Origin of the sequence: Amycolatopsis magusensis (assembly GCF_017875555.1) — a bacterium.
GTDB classification, from domain to species: domain Bacteria; phylum Actinomycetota; class Actinomycetes; order Mycobacteriales; family Pseudonocardiaceae; genus Amycolatopsis; species Amycolatopsis magusensis.
Genome location: NZ_JAGGMS010000001.1, coordinates 3,262,767 through 3,278,134 on the forward strand (window position 1 = coordinate 3,262,767; position 15,368 = coordinate 3,278,134).

15 protein-coding genes are annotated in these 15,368 nt (G+C 69.5%); 8 read left to right on the forward strand and 7 right to left on the reverse strand.

All coding sequences use genetic code 11. The annotated features are described in order from the left end of the window. The first annotated feature begins 32 nt into the window (after positions 1–32). Entirely contained in the window at positions 33–569 is a 537-nt protein-coding gene (locus tag JOM49_RS14350) for a carboxymuconolactone decarboxylase family protein (protein ID WP_209664775.1), read from the forward strand. 45 nt (positions 570–614) lie between these two features. On the opposite strand, the gene htpG is transcribed toward JOM49_RS14350, so the two are convergent. Continuing rightward, entirely contained in the window at positions 615–2,474 is a 1,860-nt protein-coding gene (htpG, locus tag JOM49_RS14355) for a molecular chaperone HtpG (RefSeq protein ID WP_209664776.1), read from the reverse strand. Positions 2,475–2,529: 55 nt separating this feature from the next. Beyond that, positions 2,530–3,498: an LLM class F420-dependent oxidoreductase gene (locus JOM49_RS14360; RefSeq protein ID WP_209664777.1), complete on the reverse strand. Its 969-nt coding sequence runs from the start codon at positions 3,496–3,498 to the stop codon at positions 2,530–2,532. Positions 3,499–3,602: 104 nt separating this feature from the next. Between JOM49_RS14360 and JOM49_RS14365 the strand changes: the two genes are divergently transcribed. The 3 genes from JOM49_RS14365 to JOM49_RS14375 all read left to right on the forward strand — a co-directional run bounded on the left by JOM49_RS14365 (position 3,603) and on the right by JOM49_RS14375 (position 5,361). Further along, positions 3,603–3,818, forward strand: a complete 216-nt coding sequence (locus JOM49_RS14365) for a three-helix bundle dimerization domain-containing protein (protein WP_245369330.1) — start codon at positions 3,603–3,605, stop codon at positions 3,816–3,818. Further along, complete coding sequence (locus tag JOM49_RS14370; RefSeq protein WP_209664779.1) at positions 3,808–4,758, forward strand: nucleoside hydrolase; 951 nt, start codon at positions 3,808–3,810, stop codon at positions 4,756–4,758. The genes JOM49_RS14365 and JOM49_RS14370 overlap by 11 nt, the downstream gene beginning before the upstream one ends. Before the next feature lie 366 nt (positions 4,759–5,124). Further along, entirely contained in the window at positions 5,125–5,361 is a 237-nt protein-coding gene (locus tag JOM49_RS14375; RefSeq protein WP_209664780.1) for a hypothetical protein, read from the forward strand. 96 nt (positions 5,362–5,457) lie between these two features. Here the strand turns inward: JOM49_RS14375 and JOM49_RS14380 are convergent, their stop codons facing one another. From JOM49_RS14380 to JOM49_RS14400, 5 genes are all read right to left on the reverse strand, one after another. Continuing rightward, positions 5,458–6,054: an HAD family hydrolase gene (locus JOM49_RS14380; protein WP_209664781.1), complete on the reverse strand. Its 597-nt coding sequence runs from the start codon at positions 6,052–6,054 to the stop codon at positions 5,458–5,460. Next, positions 6,045–7,085 carry a MupA/Atu3671 family FMN-dependent luciferase-like monooxygenase gene (locus JOM49_RS14385; protein ID WP_209664782.1) on the reverse strand — a complete coding sequence of 347 codons (1,041 nt, stop codon included), beginning with the start codon at positions 7,083–7,085 and terminating at the stop codon, positions 6,045–6,047. The genes JOM49_RS14380 and JOM49_RS14385 overlap by 10 nt, the downstream gene beginning before the upstream one ends. Positions 7,086–7,096: 11 nt before the next feature. After that, complete coding sequence (locus JOM49_RS14390; protein WP_209664783.1) at positions 7,097–7,804, reverse strand: response regulator transcription factor; 708 nt, start codon at positions 7,802–7,804, stop codon at positions 7,097–7,099. Positions 7,805–8,077: 273 nt separating this feature from the next. Beyond that, complete coding sequence (locus JOM49_RS14395; protein ID WP_209664784.1) at positions 8,078–8,893, reverse strand: ABC transporter permease; 816 nt, start codon at positions 8,891–8,893, stop codon at positions 8,078–8,080. A gap of 19 nt (positions 8,894–8,912) precedes the next feature. Next, a complete protein-coding gene (locus JOM49_RS14400) occupies positions 8,913–9,884 on the reverse strand; it encodes an ATP-binding cassette domain-containing protein (RefSeq protein WP_209664785.1) in 972 nt (323 codons plus the stop codon). Positions 9,885–9,967: 83 nt separating this feature from the next. On the opposite strand from JOM49_RS14400, the gene JOM49_RS14405 reads away from it, so the two are divergent. The 4 genes from JOM49_RS14405 (at position 9,968) to JOM49_RS14420 (ending at position 15,366) form a co-directional block, all read left to right on the forward strand. Next, positions 9,968–10,480, forward strand: coding sequence for a MarR family winged helix-turn-helix transcriptional regulator (locus JOM49_RS14405; RefSeq protein WP_209664786.1), 513 nt, complete (start codon positions 9,968–9,970; stop codon positions 10,478–10,480). A 144-nt stretch (positions 10,481–10,624) separates the two neighbouring features. Further along, positions 10,625–11,278, forward strand: a complete 654-nt coding sequence (locus JOM49_RS14410) for an acetate uptake transporter (protein ID WP_209664787.1) — start codon at positions 10,625–10,627, stop codon at positions 11,276–11,278. A gap of 33 nt (positions 11,279–11,311) precedes the next feature. Next, entirely contained in the window at positions 11,312–13,306 is a 1,995-nt protein-coding gene (locus JOM49_RS14415; RefSeq protein ID WP_209664788.1) for an AMP-binding protein, read from the forward strand. After that, positions 13,303–15,366: a type I polyketide synthase gene (locus JOM49_RS14420; protein ID WP_209664789.1), complete on the forward strand. Its 2,064-nt coding sequence runs from the start codon at positions 13,303–13,305 to the stop codon at positions 15,364–15,366. Before JOM49_RS14415 ends, JOM49_RS14420 begins: the two co-directional genes overlap by 4 nt. The last annotated feature ends 2 nt before the right edge of the window (positions 15,367–15,368 follow it).

A 15,368-nucleotide genomic window follows, 5' to 3' on the forward strand; every position in this document is an offset into this window, starting at 1 on the left:
ATCGGCGAGTTCCGCCGACACCAGGAGGACCGTTGCCGCACATCGAACTCGATCCCCAGCTCCCCGGAATCCGCGCGTTGTTCGCCTTCCGCCCGGAAACGGCGGATCCGCTCGGGCGCCTCGCCGAAGCACTCCTGCGCGGGCCGAACAGCCTGTCCGTCGGCGAGCGCGAACTGATCGCGGCGGTGGTGTCCAAGGGGAACGACTGCACGTTCTGCTCGTCGAGCCACGGCGCGGTGGCCGCGGCCGCGCTGGACGACGGGTTCGGCGTGGTCGAAGCCGCCTGGCGGAATGTCGACGAGGCCCCGGTCTCGGCGAAGCTCAAGGCGTTGCTGTGGATCGCGCTGGCGGTCCGGGAAAGCGGCCAGGCGGTGACGACCGAGCTGGTCGAGGCCGCCCGCGCGGAAGGCGCGACCGACGTCGAGATCCACGACACCGTGCTCATCGCGGCGGCGTTCTGCATGTACAACCGCTACGTCGACGGGCTCGCCACGGTCGCGCCGCCGGTGCAGGAGGCCTACCGGGGGATGGGCGAGCAACTGCTCGAACAGGGCTACCTGCGCCTGTGACCAGGGGGCCCGGGGTGCGAGAACCGTCGCACCCCGGGCCGCCGGTCAGATCGAACTGGCGAGCCTGCCCGCCAGCAACCGCATGAAGCGCGGCGGGTCGCTCAGCTCGCCGCCCTCGGCCAGCAGCGCCATGCCGTAGAGGATCTCCGCGGTCTCGGCGAGCGCCGGGTCGTCCTTGCGCTCCTCGTGCGCCTTGCGCAGCCCGCTGACCAGCTCGTGGTCCGGGTTCAGCTCCAGGATCCGCTTGATCTGCGGCATTTCCTGGCCCATCGCCCGGTACATCTTCTCCAGCGTCGGCGAGATGTCGTTCGCGTCACCGACAATGCAAGCCGGCGAGGTGGTCAGCCGCGAGGAGAGGCGGACCTCCTTCACCTGCTCCGTCAGCGTCTCGCCCATCCAGCCCAGCAGCCCGGCGAAGTCCTTCTGCCGGGCGCCGCCCTCCTTCTTCTCCTCCTCGGAGTCGAGGTCGACCTGGCCCTTGGCGATGGACTGGAACTTCTTGCCGTCGAACTCGGTGACCGACTCGACCCACATCTCGTCCACCGCGTCGGTCAGCACCAGGACCTCGTACCCCTTGGCGCGGAACGCTTCCATGTGCGGCGAGTGTTCGATCATCGAGCGGGACGCGCCGGTCAGGTAGTAGATGTGCTCCTGGCCGTCCTTCATCCGCTCCACGTACTCGCGCAGCGTGGTCGGCTTCTCGGCGTCGTTCGTGGAGTCGAAAGACGAGATCTCGAGCAGGGTCTCGCGGTTGTCGGAGTCGTTGACCAGGCCCTCCTTGACCGCCGGCCCGAACTCCTTCCAGAAGGTCGCGTACTTCTCCGGCTCGGTGCTCATCATCGCCTTGACCGTGCTGAGCACCTTCTTCACCAGGCGGCGGCGCATCAGCTGGATCTGGCGGTCCTGCTGCAGGATCTCGCGGGAGACGTTGAGCGAGAGGTCCTGCGCGTCCACCACACCCTTGACGAACCGCAGGTACTCCGGCATCAGCGCTTCGCAGTCGTCCATGATGAACACGCGCTTGACGTAGAGCTGCACGCCGCGCTTGCGCTCGCGCATGTACAAGTCGAGCGGCGCGTGCGACGGGATGAACAGCAGCGCCTGGTACTCGAAGGTGCCCTCGGCCCGCAGCTGGATGGTCTCCAGCGGATCGGTCCAGTCGTGGCTGATGTGCTTGTAGAACTCGTGGTACTCCTGCTCGGTCGCGTCGTCCTTCGACCGGGCCCAGAGCGCCTTCATCGAGTTGATCGTCTCGGTGCTGTCCTTCCCCAGCCGGACCGGCCAGGTGATGAAGTCGGAGTACCGCTGGACGATCTCCTTGAGCTTCCAGTCGGCGGTGTAGTCGTAGAGGTGGTCGTCGGCGTCCTCGGGCTTGAGGTGCAGGGTGACCGCGGTGCCCACGGGGGCGTCGGCGACCTCGTCGATGGTGTAGGTGCCTTCGCCGGTGGACTCCCAGCTGGTGCCCTGGCTCTCGCCGGCCCGCCGGGTCACCAGGGTGACCTTGTCGGCGACCATGAAGCTGGAGTAGAAGCCGACCCCGAACTGGCCGATCAGGTCGGCCGAGGCGGTCGAGTCCTTGGCCTCCTTCAGCTTGCGCAGCACCTCGGCGGTGCCCGATTTGGCGATCGTGCCGATCAGCTCGACCACGTCGTCGCGCGACATGCCGATGCCGTTGTCCCGCACGGTCAGCGTGCGGGCCTCCTTGTCGGCCTCGAGCCGGATGTGCAGGTCGGCCGTGTCCGCGTCCAGGTCCTTGTTGCGATACGCCTCGAGCTTGAGCTTGTCGAGGGCGTCGGACGCGTTGGAGATCAGCTCGCGCAGGAAGATGTCCTTGTTCGAATAGAGCGAATGGACCATCAACTGCAGCAGCTGGCGCGATTCGGCCTGGAACTCGAGCGTTTCCACCGGATTCCTTTCGGGCTCACCAGGTTGGACTAGGAGCCCACATTATCCGCTGCGCTCACCCCAGCTTTTCGCGCAGGGCGGGCAGCAGCTCGCGCTCGGCGAAGCCGAAGAACCCGTCCTGGTGGTCACCGCCGATCTGCACCAGCGCCACGTCGGTGAACCCGGCGTCGGCGAAGCCCTTGAACGCCTCCACGATGGGCTCCACGTCCGGGCCGCACGGGATCGACTCGGCCACGTCCTCCTGCCGCACGAACTGGGTGGCCCCGGCGAACGCGGCGGTCCCCGGCAGCTCGGCGTTGACCTTCCAGCCGCCGCCGAACCAGCGGAACTGCTCGTGGGCGCGCTCGACGGCGGCGCCGCGGTCGGGGTCCCAGCAGATGGGGAGCTGCCCGACCTTGCGGCCGTTCCCGTCCGTGTGCCTGTCCCAGGACTGGACCAGCTCGGCCTTCGGCTCGACGGCGATCAGCGTGTCGGCCTTGGGCGCGAACGCGGCGATCGACTGCTCACCGGAGACCGCGACGCCGATCCCGGGCTTGGTCTCGGGCAGGTCCCACAGCTTGGCGGAGTCGACGCGGTAGTGCTTGCCCGCGTAGTTGAAGTAGCCGCCGTCGAACAGGCCGTGGATGATGTCGAGCGCCTCGCCGAGCATCTCGTGCCGGACGTTGGCCGGTGGCCAGCCCTGGCCGACGACGTGCTCGTTGAGGTTCTCGCCGGCACCGAGGCCGAGGGTGAACCGGCCGTCGGCGAGCAACTGCACGGTCGCCGCCTTCTGCGCCACCACGGCCGGGTGGTAGCGCATGATCGGGCAGGTCACGTAGGTCATCAGCTCGACGCGTTCGGTCGACTGGGTGACCGCGCCGAGCACGCTCCAGGCGTACGGCGCGTGACCCTGCTCGTCCAGCCACGGCGAGTAGTGGTCGCTCATCACCTCGAAGTCGAACCCGGCCCGCTCCGCTTCTCCGGCGAAGCGGACCAGCTCCTTGGGGCCGGCCTGCTCGGTCATCAGTGTGTACCCGAATCGCATGGATCAGGCGTTCCCGTTCGGTCGCCGGTGAAACCTCGCCCCTGGCGTTCACCGGCCGTTCATCCTGGGTTCAGTGACGCGGGTAACCGGTTCGGGTGACGACCATGGATGATCTACACGGAGAACAGTTGTCGGCGCAGCTGCGCGCGCTGGAGGAACGGCTCTCCCGGGACTATGCCGACGTCCCGGCGCGGGCCGTGCACCGGTGCGTGGAACAGGAGGCGGGCCGGTTCGCCGGTGCCCGGGTGCTGAGCTTCGTCCCGGTGCTGGTGGAACGCGCGGTCCGGCCACGGTTGGAACGGGGTTTCGTTGGCACGTAGGCTGATTCTGGACGTCGACACCGGCACCGACGACGCCGTGGCGATCATGCACGCGGCGTTGCACCCGGACCTGGAGCTGCTCGGCGTCACCACGGTCAGCGGCAACGTCGGGCTCGCGAACACCACGGACAACACGCTGCGGGTGCTCGACGTGATCGGGCGCTCGGACATGCCGGTGTACGCGGGCCTGGCGCACCCGATCGCCCGGCGCGGGTTCCCCGGCCAGAAGCACTACGAGCGCGACACCGCCCGTGACATGCACGGCACCTCGCTCCCGCTGCCCGAGGCGCGGTCCCAGGCGCAGGACGTCACGGCGGTGGAGTACCTGCTGGAGACCCTGCGGTCGGCGACCGAGCAGCTGACCTTGGTGCCGGTGGGTCCGCTGAGCAACATCGCGACCGTGCTCGCGATCGACCCTTCGCTGGTGGACGCGGTCGACGAGCTGGTCGTCATGGGTGGCGCGCACGCCCACGGCAACGTGACGGCCTCGGCGGAGTTCAACATCTGGGCCGATCCCGAAGCCGCCGCGATGGTCTTCAGCGCAGGCTTCGAACGGCTGACACTGGTCCCGCTGGACGCCACGCACCAAGCGCTGGTCACGCGCGCGAACTGCGCCGCGATGGCGGCACTGGGCACCCCGGCGGGCGCCGCCGCCGCGGACCTCATCACCCGGCGCATCGATGCCTACAGCGCGGGCAGCGGCATCTCCGCCACCGACGCCGCCCCGGTCCACGACGCCGTCTGCACGGCCTACCTGGTGCGCCCGGACATCGTCAGCACCCAGCACGTGCACGTCACCGTCGACACGGAAAGCACGCTCACCGTGGGCCGCACCGTCATGGACACCCGCCCCAACGCCACCGGCACGCCGAACGCCCACGTCGCATTCAGCGCACACGCCGCCACCCTGGTAGCCGAACTGACCAACACCTTCAGCTGAGCGACTGCCACGCGGCCGACGATCAACGACCCGGTACTCACCAACTCGAAAGCCGCCTCAACTGACGCACGGCCCCCGTGCCAGCCCCTCACGCCCCGATGCCGCCTGCTGCGCGCAGCCCTCCCAGACCGGCCCCCCACCCGCCCTCGGGGGCGGCCCCTGCAGCCATCCTATCCCGTCCCACCCCTCGAAGTAGCTGGTCAGCGGCACCCCTGTGGACAACCGGGCTCCTGTGGACGGCTGCGGACACAAATGTGGCTTTGGGGGCGCATTCCGCCCCCAAAGCCACATTTGTGTCCCCGCCCGGAGGGTTTCGCCCCACCCTCGAAGTGGTAGTTCAGGCAAAGAGTGAGAGGAGGGCGCGCCATGCGTTCCGAGCAGAACGAGGGGCTTGAGCTGGGCGATCGCGACGACTGGGCCGACGATCCGGACGTCGCCACCGGGGACACCGAAGCGCCTGCCCAGCAGTTGCAGCCGACCCAGGACGGCCTGCCCTTCGACACCGAGAAGGACGAGATCGCCGAGGACGCCGGGCGTGCGCAGGCAGCCGGGCCCGAGCAGACCGCGTTGCACATCGAGACCGGCGAGGGGTCAGGCGCTTAGCCGCCGCGCCCAAGCAGCGCGGGCAGCCCCGGTAGCCCTGGCAGCGCGGGCCGCAAAAGTAAAAGGCCCGCGCCGCCAGGAACCCATCAACCAGACCTACAAGACGGCGCCTACCCGTTCCACGCCGTACTTCCGTTCCGCCCTCGCCAGCGCGATCTCGGCCAGCTTCGCCCGGTCCACATGGTCCGAGCCAAAAGCACCCGCCGACGGGTCCAGGTACTGGTCCAAACCCGTCGCCGAGAGGGTCAGGAGCGCGTTCGGCCGCAGCTTCGTCGTGATGAACGCGCCCGGCACCGTCGCGCTCCGGCGCAGGCGGGCGAAGGCGTCCGGGCACGGGCGAGGCAGCAGCCAGGGCCGCCGCTTCGCCAGGGCGCGGTACGCGGTCGTCAAAGCGGGCAAATAGACCGGCAATGTCCGCCGCGCGCCGATGCGGGCGAAGCCGTTCTGACACAACAGCTCCACCGCGTACAGCGGGTCCGTTTGGTCCAGCATCGGCGGTTCGTGCACCGGCCGCTTCCCGACCACCCTGGCGAACGCGACCCGGTGCGCCTCCCGGTCCAGCCGCCGTGAAGGCAGCAGGACCAGGTCCAGGTCCCACAGCACGACCCCCGGCTCGACCGGGGAACGCGAAGTGAGTACCGGCGAGGTCCACTCCAGCGGCAGATCGCTGACGTACGCGGTGGTCACCGACATGGCAGCCCTCCCGGTGTGTCGACCGCCAGCCGGACCTGGTTCAGGTACTCCAGCGACGACAGCGTCAGCTGGTCCGGCACGCCGAAGTCGATCAGGCAAGCCACCTCGTCCACACCCACCTCGTACAGGTTCCGCACGAAGTCCGCGCACCGCGCGACCGAGCCGAACAACGCCGAAGACCGGAAATAGCGCTCGAAGGCGTGGTCGAGCAGGTTGCCCTGCTTGGCGTCGTTGAGCTCCGGCCACTTGCTGCGCCAGAGGTCCACAGAGGACTCGAGGTACCCGAGGAACGGTTCGCGGATCGTCGAGCGGACGGCGTCGTCGGTTTCGCCGACGAAGGTGTGCAGCATGACCGTCACCGTGCCCGCGTCCGGGTCGAACCCGGCGGCCGCCCGCGCCTCGCGGTAGGCCTCGATCCGCGGCACCAGGTCGTCGACCTCCTGGAACAGCAATGCGGTCAGCACGTTGATCCCGCGCGCCCCGGCGTCGGCGAAGTTCTGCGGATTCGACGAGCAGGTCAGCCAGAGATTCAAGTCCGGCTGCACCGCCCGCGGGTACGTGGTGATTTCCACGTCCGCGCCCTCGCCGTTGACCCGGGTCATCGGCTTGCCCGCCCACAGGTCGCGCAGCGTGTCCAGGTGTTCGAACACGTACTCGCGCCGCCCGGTGTACCGGTCCGGCGCGAGCGCGAAATCGTTGGCGTTCCAGCCGGTGGCCAGCGCCAGGTCCACCCGGCCGCGGGAGAGGTTGTCCACGAAGGACCAGTCCTCGACCACGGTCAGCGGATCGTGCAGCGGCAACACCACGCTCCCGGCCCGCAACCGGACCCGGCTGGTCGACACGGCCAGCGCCGTGGCGGCCAGCGCCGGGTTCGGGTACGCGCCGCCGAACGGGTGGAAGTGCCGCTCCGGCAACCACAGCGCGGTGAACCCGTGCTCGTCGGCGAACCGCGCCGAATCGAGCAGCAGGTCGTACTCCTTCGGCGGATCGGTCACTTCGCGGTTGGCGAAGTAGAGCAGGCTGAAATCCATGCCGACCCCCGTCATCTCGTGCCGGCGCCGGCCAGGCCGCCCTTGAGCGCCAGTGCCACCGCCTGCGTCCGGTTGGCGCAGTTCAGTTTCACCAGCATGCTGGCCATCACCCGTTTGACCGCGTGGTCGGAGATCTCCAGCCCGCGGGCGATCTGCTTGTTGCTCATCCCTTCCACCAGCAGCGAAAGCGCCTGTAGTTCGCGGCGGGTCAGCCGCGAGTGGTAGGTGCCGCGCGGGGTCGGCACCGCGGACCTGCCGCGGCCCGCCCGGTGCAGCAGTTCGCGGGCCATCGCCGAGGGCATCGGCACCTGGTCCACCAGCAGCCGGTGCAGCGTGTCCTCCAGCACCGGGACGGTCAGGTCCGCCTCGACCAGGTAGCCGTCCCCCGGCAGTTGCGCGGCGGCCGACAGTTCCGCCTCACCGGGATCGCGCATCAGCAACAGGATTTTGGCGCGCGCGCGGCGCGCCTGCTCCAGCAGCGGCTCCAGTCCTGGGCCACCCCCGAGGCCAGCCACCAGTACGTCGGGCCGGTGCGCGGCGATCAGCCGCCCGGCTTCGTCGTGGTCGGTACAACTCAGCACGTTCCGGACGTTGGCGATCGAGTGCAGCATCGCCTCGATCCCGCGCCGCACCACCTCGTGCTGCCCAACGATGAGAATGCGGATGTCCACTCCAGCCCCAGCGATGACCGAAATGCTCTTCGAGCTCTCCTGATTCATCGGATTCACCCATTCACAACGCCTGCCCCCAAAGCAGGATTGATTTTCATTCCTACCCCCGAAGGTGTGAGAGATTTCCTCTGTTCTTCGGGTAAGCGCTGTGGTATGCAGTAATCAGGCAATCGCTCTTGGTAGCAGTTCCGCCGGAAATGTCGCCTTACCATTGTTCAACGGCGTGGGCCCGCCACTCACAACAACACGGCGGCACAGCGAAAACCAAGCCCTCCCACATGATGAGCGGGAGGGCTTGGTGGGTGTTCGCGGGGAACGGGTTCAGTTCATCGCGCGCCGCTGGAACTTGCGCACCGCGAGCGGCGCGCAGATCGCCACGATCACCGCGCACCAGGCGAAAGCACCCCAGCCGCGCCAGCCGAGCGGCTCGTCGAGCAGGAAACCGCGGACCGCGTCGACGATCACCGTGATCGGCTGGTAGTCGGCGAAGACCCGCAGCCCGGCCGGCATCGACTCGGTCGGCACGAAGGCGCTGCTGGCGAAGGTCAGCGGCAGCAGCCAGATGTAGTTGGCCGACTGCGCGCCCTCGGCGTTGCGCACCATCAGCCCGATCGTCGACGACACCCACGAGAAGGTGAGGCTGACCAGCAGCAACAGGGCGATCGCGCCGACCCAGCCGGCGATGCCCGCGGTCGGCCGGAAGCCGACCACCAGGCCGATCAGCACGCCGGTGACGATGATGATCGAGTTGCGCACCACGTCGGCCAGGATGCGGCCGGTGAGCACCGCCGACGGCGCCATCGGCAGTGAGCGGAACCGGTTGACCAGCCCGCGGTGCATGTCCTCGGCCAGGCCGACGCCGGAGTTGACCGCCCCGAAGGCGACGGTCTGCACGAAGATGCCCGCCATCAGGAAGTCCGGGTAGGTCATGCCGGGTGTGCCGATCGCGCCGCCGAAGACGTAGCGGAAGAGCAGCACGAAGATGATCGGGTTGACCGTGGCGAAGATCAGCTGGTCGGGGATGCGGGGGATGTGGCGGAGGCTGCGCTTGGTCAGCACCAGGGTGTCGGTGATCGCCCACTGCAGCCGGCCGCGCTGGAGCGGGCGGACGGGGGCGAGGGATTCGGCCGTGGTCACGGTGTCTCCTCGGTCGGGCTCAGGCTTGCTGCGGTTCGGCGGGGGCGGCGTTCTTGCCGGTCAGAGTCAGGAAGACCTCGTCGAGCGTCGGTTCGCGCAGGCGGACGTCCTCGACCTCGATCTCCTGGTCGTCGAGTTCGCGGATCACCTTCGCCAACAGGCGCGGTTCCTTGAGCGCGGGCACGGTGATCACCCCGGTCTCCGGGTGCACCTCGGCGGGCGCGGTGCTGAACCGCTCGAGCGCCTCCAGCGCGACCGTGGTCCGGCTGTCCGGCGCCAGGTGGACCTCCAGGCGCGCGCCGCCGACCTGCGTCTTCAGCGAATCCGGGGTGCCCTGCGCGACCACCGTGCCGCCGTCGATCACCACGATGTCGTCGGCCAGTTCCTCGGCTTCTTCCAGGTACTGCGTGGTCAGCAGCAGCGAGGTGCCCCCGGCGACCAGCTCGCGGACCATCTGCCAGACGGTCAGCCTGCTGTGCGGGTCGAGGCCGGTGGTCGGCTCGTCGAGGATGAGCAGCGCCGGGTTCACGATCAGGCTGGCAGCCAGGTCCAGGCGCCGCCGCATCCCGCCGGAGTAGGTCTTGACCAGCCGCTTCCCGGCTTCGACGAGTTCGAAGCGGGCCAGCAGTTCGTTCGCCCGGCGCTTGGCGTCGGCCGCGCTGAGGTGGTAGAGCTGGCCGATCATCTCCAGGTTCTCGTAGCCGGTGAGGTACTCGTCGAGCGCGGTGTACTGGCCGGTCAGGCCGATCTCGGAGCGCAGCGCCCTGGCGTCGCGCACCACGTCCTTGCCGAGCACGGTGACCGTGCCGCGGTCGAACGGGAGCAGCGTGGAAATGATCTGCACGGTGGTGGTCTTGCCGGCGCCGTTCGGCCCGAGCAGGCCGAGCACGGTGCCGCGCCGGGCGGAGAAGCTCAGCCCGTTGACCGCCTCGACGTCGCCGTAGCGCTTGTACAGGCCGTCGACCACCAGCGCCGGTGTCTGGTCGGACATGGCGAGCCCCTTCCTGGTGTTACTTCGTCGTGGACTTCATTGTGAACTAGTAGATAGTGAGGAAGTACACTAATATCGGGAGTATGTCCGCCCCCGCTTCCGGTCGTCAACCCGGCACCGTGCGCGACGAGGTCCCCGCCAGGGACATCGTCGCGCTCCTCTTCGACACCTCGCGCCGGCTGTGCCTGCAGTCCGACCGCCTGCTCGGGGCCACCATCGGGTTGTCCGAGGCGAGGGCCCGGCTGCTGGTCACGGTCAGTGAGCTGGAGCCCGCGCGGATGGGCAGGCTCGCCAGCGACCTCGGCGTCAGCCCGCGCTCGGTGACCAGCATGGTCGACGCGCTCGAACGCGACGGGCTGATCACCAGGGAGCCCGATCCCGAGGACCGCCGCGCCACCCTGCTGCGGCTCACCGCGGACAGCCGCGCCCGGATGTCGCGCCTGTTCGACGCCCAGCACCAGCTCGCCGAGGACCTGCTCGCGCCGCTCGACGGGGACGACCGGGCGAACCTGCACCGGATGCTCAGCGTGCTCTGGGAGAGCGCCGGTCCGGATGGGGCGCCCCGTCCGGGGCGCGCCGACGGGGTGACGGATTGAAACGAATGGGGCGCGCCTTCGTAGCTCTCGGTTCCGTCTTCCGGCGCCCTAGCATCGGCCGCATCGAATCGAGGAACGCCGCATTGGGGGTAGCACCGGTCCGGGCCCTCCCGCGGCGATTTCCCGCGGCGGAAGGCGAACCCCATGACCACAGTCCAGTCCGAGCCCCGGCAGGCCGGGTCGCCGGTCGAAGCCCCCATTCCCGAACCGGCACCGTCGAGCAGGCCGAGTTCGGCCTACCTGGCGCTGGGTTACCTTTGTTTCTCGACGACCCTGTTCATCCTGGCGGTGTTCCACGCGGGGCTGGTGTCGTTCAACTTCATCGTCGCGGTGTTCCCGACGGCGATCTTCTTCGGTGGGGTAGCGCAGTTCATCGCCGGCATCTGGGCGTTTTCCCAGCGTAACTTCTTCGCCGCGGTCACCTTCACCTCGTTCGCCGCGTTCTGGCTCAGCTACTCGCTCTACACCTGGCTGTTCCTGCCGCAACTGGTGGCGAACTTTGGTAATTCTGTCACTGCCGCCACCGGTAGTTTCACCCTGGCGTGGGGATTGGTGGCGCTCTTCGTCACCGTCGCCGCGCGGCGGCAGAACCGGGCGGTGTTCGGCCTGCTGGTGCTGACCACGCTGATGTATTTGTTCATCACCATCGGCCAGTACGCCGTCGCGCCGCCCGTCGACCTGGTGGGCGGGGTATTCGCGCTGGTGGCGGCCCTGCTGGGGCTCTACACCGGGGCCGCCTACCTGATCAACGGCAGCTACGGCCGGGTCGTGCTGCCGCTGGGTGAACCGCGCTCGTAAAACCGATCCACCACTGGGGACAGGGGCCGTGCCATGCCGTTTTCCACCGTCGTCGACGCGGTCCGCCGAACAGCGGACGCGACCCCGGGAAAACCCGCCTTCACCTTTCTCGAAAACGGTGAGGGCGAAAGCGCGCGCTACGATTTCGCCGGTCTCGACGCCGCCGCCCGCCGCGTGGCCGCCCGCCTGCAGGCGGACGGCCTGGCCGGCGGGCGGGTGCTGCTCGCCATCAACCCCGGCCCGGACTACGTGGCCGCGTTCTTCGGCTGCCTCTACGCCGGGGCCACCGCCGTCCCGTGTTACCCGCCGCGCCAGCACGGCCGGTCGCGGGAACTGGCGGCGATCGCGGTCGACTCCGGGGCCGGCGCGGTGCTGACCGCGGGTGGCATGGCGGCCACGGTCGCCGAGCGGTTCGCCGAAACCGTGGCAGAGCGCGACTTCCTCGTGCTCGACGTGGACACGGTGGACGACGAGCTGACCGGCTCCTGGACCCCGCCGGAGATCGGCGGCGAAGACCTCGCCTTCCTGCAGTACACCTCCGGCTCCACCGGTGCGCCCAAGGGCGTGATGGTCCGCCACCGCGACATCGTGCGGCACGTCGGGCACATGTACGACCGGTTCGAGCTGACCGCGGACAGCGTGGCGGTGTCCTGGCTGCCGCCGTTCCACGACATGGGCCTGATCGCGTTCATCCTGATGCCCGCGGTGATGGGTTACCACGCCGTGCTGATGACCCCGCGCGACTTCGTCACCCGGCCCGCACGCTGGCTGGAAGCGATCAGCGCCTACCGCGGTGAGATGGTGGCCGCGCCGGACTTCGCCTACGAACTCTGCGTCGAGCGCGTCACCGACGAGGAACTGTCCCGTTTGGACCTGTCGAGCTGGCGCCAGGCCTGCAACGGTGCCGAGCCGGTGCGTGCCGAGACCATCGAGCGCTTCACCGAGAAGTTCGCGCCCCGCGGCTTCCAGCCCGAAACCTTCCGGCCCTGCTACGGCCTGGCCGAGGTGACGCTGGCTGCCGCGGTTCCGCTTTCGGGCAGCCGCCCGGTGGTCATCGAGCGCACCTGGGACACCGACGAGCCGGAAGCGGCGGGCAAGCGGCTGGTGGGCTGCGGTGTCCCGCTGGGCGGCCACGAACTCGCCATCGTCGACCCGGAACGGCTCGACCGCTGCCCCGACGGCACGCTGGGCGAAATCTGGGTGACCGGCCCGAGCCTGCCCGCCGGGTACTGGAACCGCGAAGAGGAAACCGAGCGCACCTTCCGCGCCACCCTGCCGGGCAGCGACGCGCACTACCTGCGCACCGGCGACATGGGCCTGGTGCAGGACGGCGAACTCTACGTCGCCGGGCGGTACAAGGACCTGATCATCATCCGCGGCCGCAACTACGCGCCGTCCGACATCGAGCACCTGGTCGGCCCGTGCCACCCGCGCAACCGCGCCAGCGGCACGGCCGCGTTCTCGGTGCCCGTGGCCGGGGTCGAGCGGCTCGTCGTGGTGCAGGAGGTCCGCACCCGCCGGGACAGCGACTTCGAAGCGATCGTGGAAGCGGTCCGCAAGAGAGTGCTGGAGGAACTGGAGATCACCGTCGACGTGGTGGTGCTGACCAAGCCGACCGCGTTGCCGAAGACCACCAGCGGCAAGATCCAGCGCCGTGCCTGCCGCGCGCGGTTCCTCGCGGGCAGCCTGGAGGCGTTGCACGAGTGGCGGGCGAGCACGGGTGAGCGCTCGGGCGGTCCGGTCGAACTCGAGGACGGCTGGTCCGGCACCGCCGAGGCGATGGAGATCCTGCTCGCGGAGAACGTCGGCCGGGTGCTCGGCGCGGACAGTGCCGCGATCGACCGCGCCCAGCCGTTCAGCACGCAAGGCCTGGATTCGGTGCGGGGCGCGGAGTTCACCGGCAACCTCTCGGTGCTGCTCGGCGTGCCAGTGCCCGCTGCCGCGCTGTACGAATACCCGTCCATCCGCGATCTCGCCCGCCACCTGGTCGAACAACGAGCGGGCGAGGGGACCGGGGACGCGCGATGACCGGCACGGTGGTGGCCGGGATGGCCTGCCGCCTGCCCGGCATCGCCGGACCGGACGAGTTCTGGCGGCTCATCCGCGAGGGCCGCAGCGAAGTCGGCGAAGTGCCGTCCTCCCGCTGGGACGTCGAAGCGACCTACGACCCGCGACCCGGTGTGGTCGGCAAGACCTGCTCCCGCTGGGGCGGCCTGCTGTCCGATGTGGACCGGTTCGACCACGAGCTGTTCGGCATCACCCCGCGTGAGGTGGAACGGCTGGACCCGCAGCAACGGCTGGTGCTGGAGGTCGCCTGGGAGGCGCTGGAGGACGCGGCGCTGGTCCCGGCGGACCTGGCGGGCAGCCGCACCGGCGTGTTCATCGGCGCCGGCAACAGCGACTTCGCCAGGATGCTGTTGCAGAACCCGGCCGAAGTGGACATCTACTCGCTGGTCGGCGGTGGGCTGAGCCTGCTGGCGAACCGGCTGTCCTACACCTTCGACCTGCGTGGCCCGAGCGTGGTGGTGGACACCGCGTGCTCCGGTTCGCTGGTCGCGGTGCACCAGGCGATGCGCAGCCTGCTCGACGGCGAATGCGACCTGGCCATCGCGGGCGGGGTGAACCTGTGCCTGTCGCCCGAAGTGGACATCGCGAACTCGCACGCCCGCCTGCTCTCGCCGACCGGTGGCAGCAAGGTCTTCGACGAAGCTGCCGACGGGTTCGTGCGCAGCGAGGGCTGCGGCTTGGTGGTCCTGCGACGCGGTGACGAGCCGGGGCCGGTGCGTGCGGTGCTCAAGGGGTCCGCGATGGCGGGTTCCGGGCGCGGCAACGGCTTGGGCGCGCCGAGTGCGGCCGGACAGGAGGAAGTCGTCCGGCTGGCGCTGCGCAAGGCGGGCGTCGAGCCCGCCGAGGTGGGGTACGTCGAGACGCACACCACCGGCACCGCCATCGGTGACGCGGTGGAGGTCGGCGCCCTGTCCCGGGTCTTCGGCGGCGCGCGCGAGACACCGCTGCGGCTGGGCTCGGTCAAGGCGGGTATCGGGCACCTGGAAGCGGCTTCCGGCGTCATCTCGCTGATCAAGACGATCCTGGTGCTGCGGCACGGCTGGATTCCGCCGGTCGCGGTCGAACGGCTGAGCCCGCAGGTCCGGCTCGGGGACGGAGTGGAGATCCCGGCTGAACCGTGCATTTGGGACGGTCCGCGGATCGCGGGTATCAACTCCTTCGGGTATGGCGGCAACAACGTGCACCTCGTGGTCGGCTCCGCGGCCGCGGAGGTCGCCGAACCAAGTGAGGGCCCGGAAGTACTCGTGCTGTCGGCTCGTTCGGCGTCCTCGCTGACCGGCCTGTCCCTGCGGTATCAAAGCTTTTTGCGTGAGAACCCGGAAGTTCCGCTCGCCGACATCGCCCACACCGCGCGGGTCGCGCGCACGCACTACCCGCACCGGCTCTTCTCGGTGGGTTCCAGCCACGAAGAACTGCTGGAGAACCTCGCGGAAGCCGAGCAGTTCGTGGCTGCGGACGCACCGGTGCTCGCGTTCGAGTTTACCGACGACAAGCCCGGCGGTGACTGGTTCGACGCCCTGTGCCGGTGGATTCCCGCACTGGAGCTGATCGTCGAAGACCTCGACGGCACTATCGACGCGCCCGGCTTCGTGCCGCAGTACGCGCTCGCGACCCTGCTGGCGGAGTGGGGCATCTACCCGGACCTGGTCATCGGCCACGGCTCGGGCGAGCTGGCCGCGGCCGCCGTCGCGGGCGCGATCAACCCCCACGAGTTCGACGGGGAGTTCGGCGAGCCCGACACCCCGCTGCACCTGGGCGGACAGGGCGTCCCCGACCACGACTTCACCATCCGCTTCTGCGGCGACTTCGCCGGTGACGGGCTGTCCCGGCTGCTCGGCGGCCTGCACTGCCGGGGCGTCGAGGTCGACTGGGCCGCGCTCGGCGCCGATCGGCCGCTGACGCACCTGCCTGCCACGCCGTTCGAGCACCACGAGCGGTGGCCGATCGGCCTGCACCGGCCGGCACCGGCGACCCGGCCGGTCAAACCGCGTGCCGCGCACCCGCTGCTGCGCGGCCGCTGAAC

Coding starts and splice junctions, on each gene's coding strand:
- JOM49_RS14360 (WP_209664777.1), bottom strand. CDS start 3,498: ATGCGATTCGGGTACACACTGATGACCGAGCAGGCCGGCCCCAAGGAG.
- JOM49_RS14365 (WP_245369330.1), top strand. CDS start 3,603: ATGGATGATCTACACGGAGAACAGTTGTCGGCGCAGCTGCGCGCGCTG.
- JOM49_RS14375 (WP_209664780.1), top strand. CDS start 5,125: ATGCGTTCCGAGCAGAACGAGGGGCTTGAGCTGGGCGATCGCGACGAC.
- JOM49_RS14380 (WP_209664781.1), bottom strand. CDS start 6,054: ATGTCGGTGACCACCGCGTACGTCAGCGATCTGCCGCTGGAGTGGACC.
- JOM49_RS14385 (WP_209664782.1), bottom strand. CDS start 7,085: ATGGATTTCAGCCTGCTCTACTTCGCCAACCGCGAAGTGACCGATCCG.
- JOM49_RS14390 (WP_209664783.1), bottom strand. CDS start 7,804: ATGAATCAGGAGAGCTCGAAGAGCATTTCGGTCATCGCTGGGGCTGGA.
- JOM49_RS14400 (WP_209664785.1), bottom strand. CDS start 9,884: ATGTCCGACCAGACACCGGCGCTGGTGGTCGACGGCCTGTACAAGCGC.
- JOM49_RS14405 (WP_209664786.1), top strand. CDS start 9,968: ATGTCCGCCCCCGCTTCCGGTCGTCAACCCGGCACCGTGCGCGACGAG.
- JOM49_RS14410 (WP_209664787.1), top strand. CDS start 10,625: ATGACCACAGTCCAGTCCGAGCCCCGGCAGGCCGGGTCGCCGGTCGAA.
- JOM49_RS14415 (WP_209664788.1), top strand. CDS start 11,312: ATGCCGTTTTCCACCGTCGTCGACGCGGTCCGCCGAACAGCGGACGCG.
- JOM49_RS14420 (WP_209664789.1), top strand. CDS start 13,303: ATGACCGGCACGGTGGTGGCCGGGATGGCCTGCCGCCTGCCCGGCATC.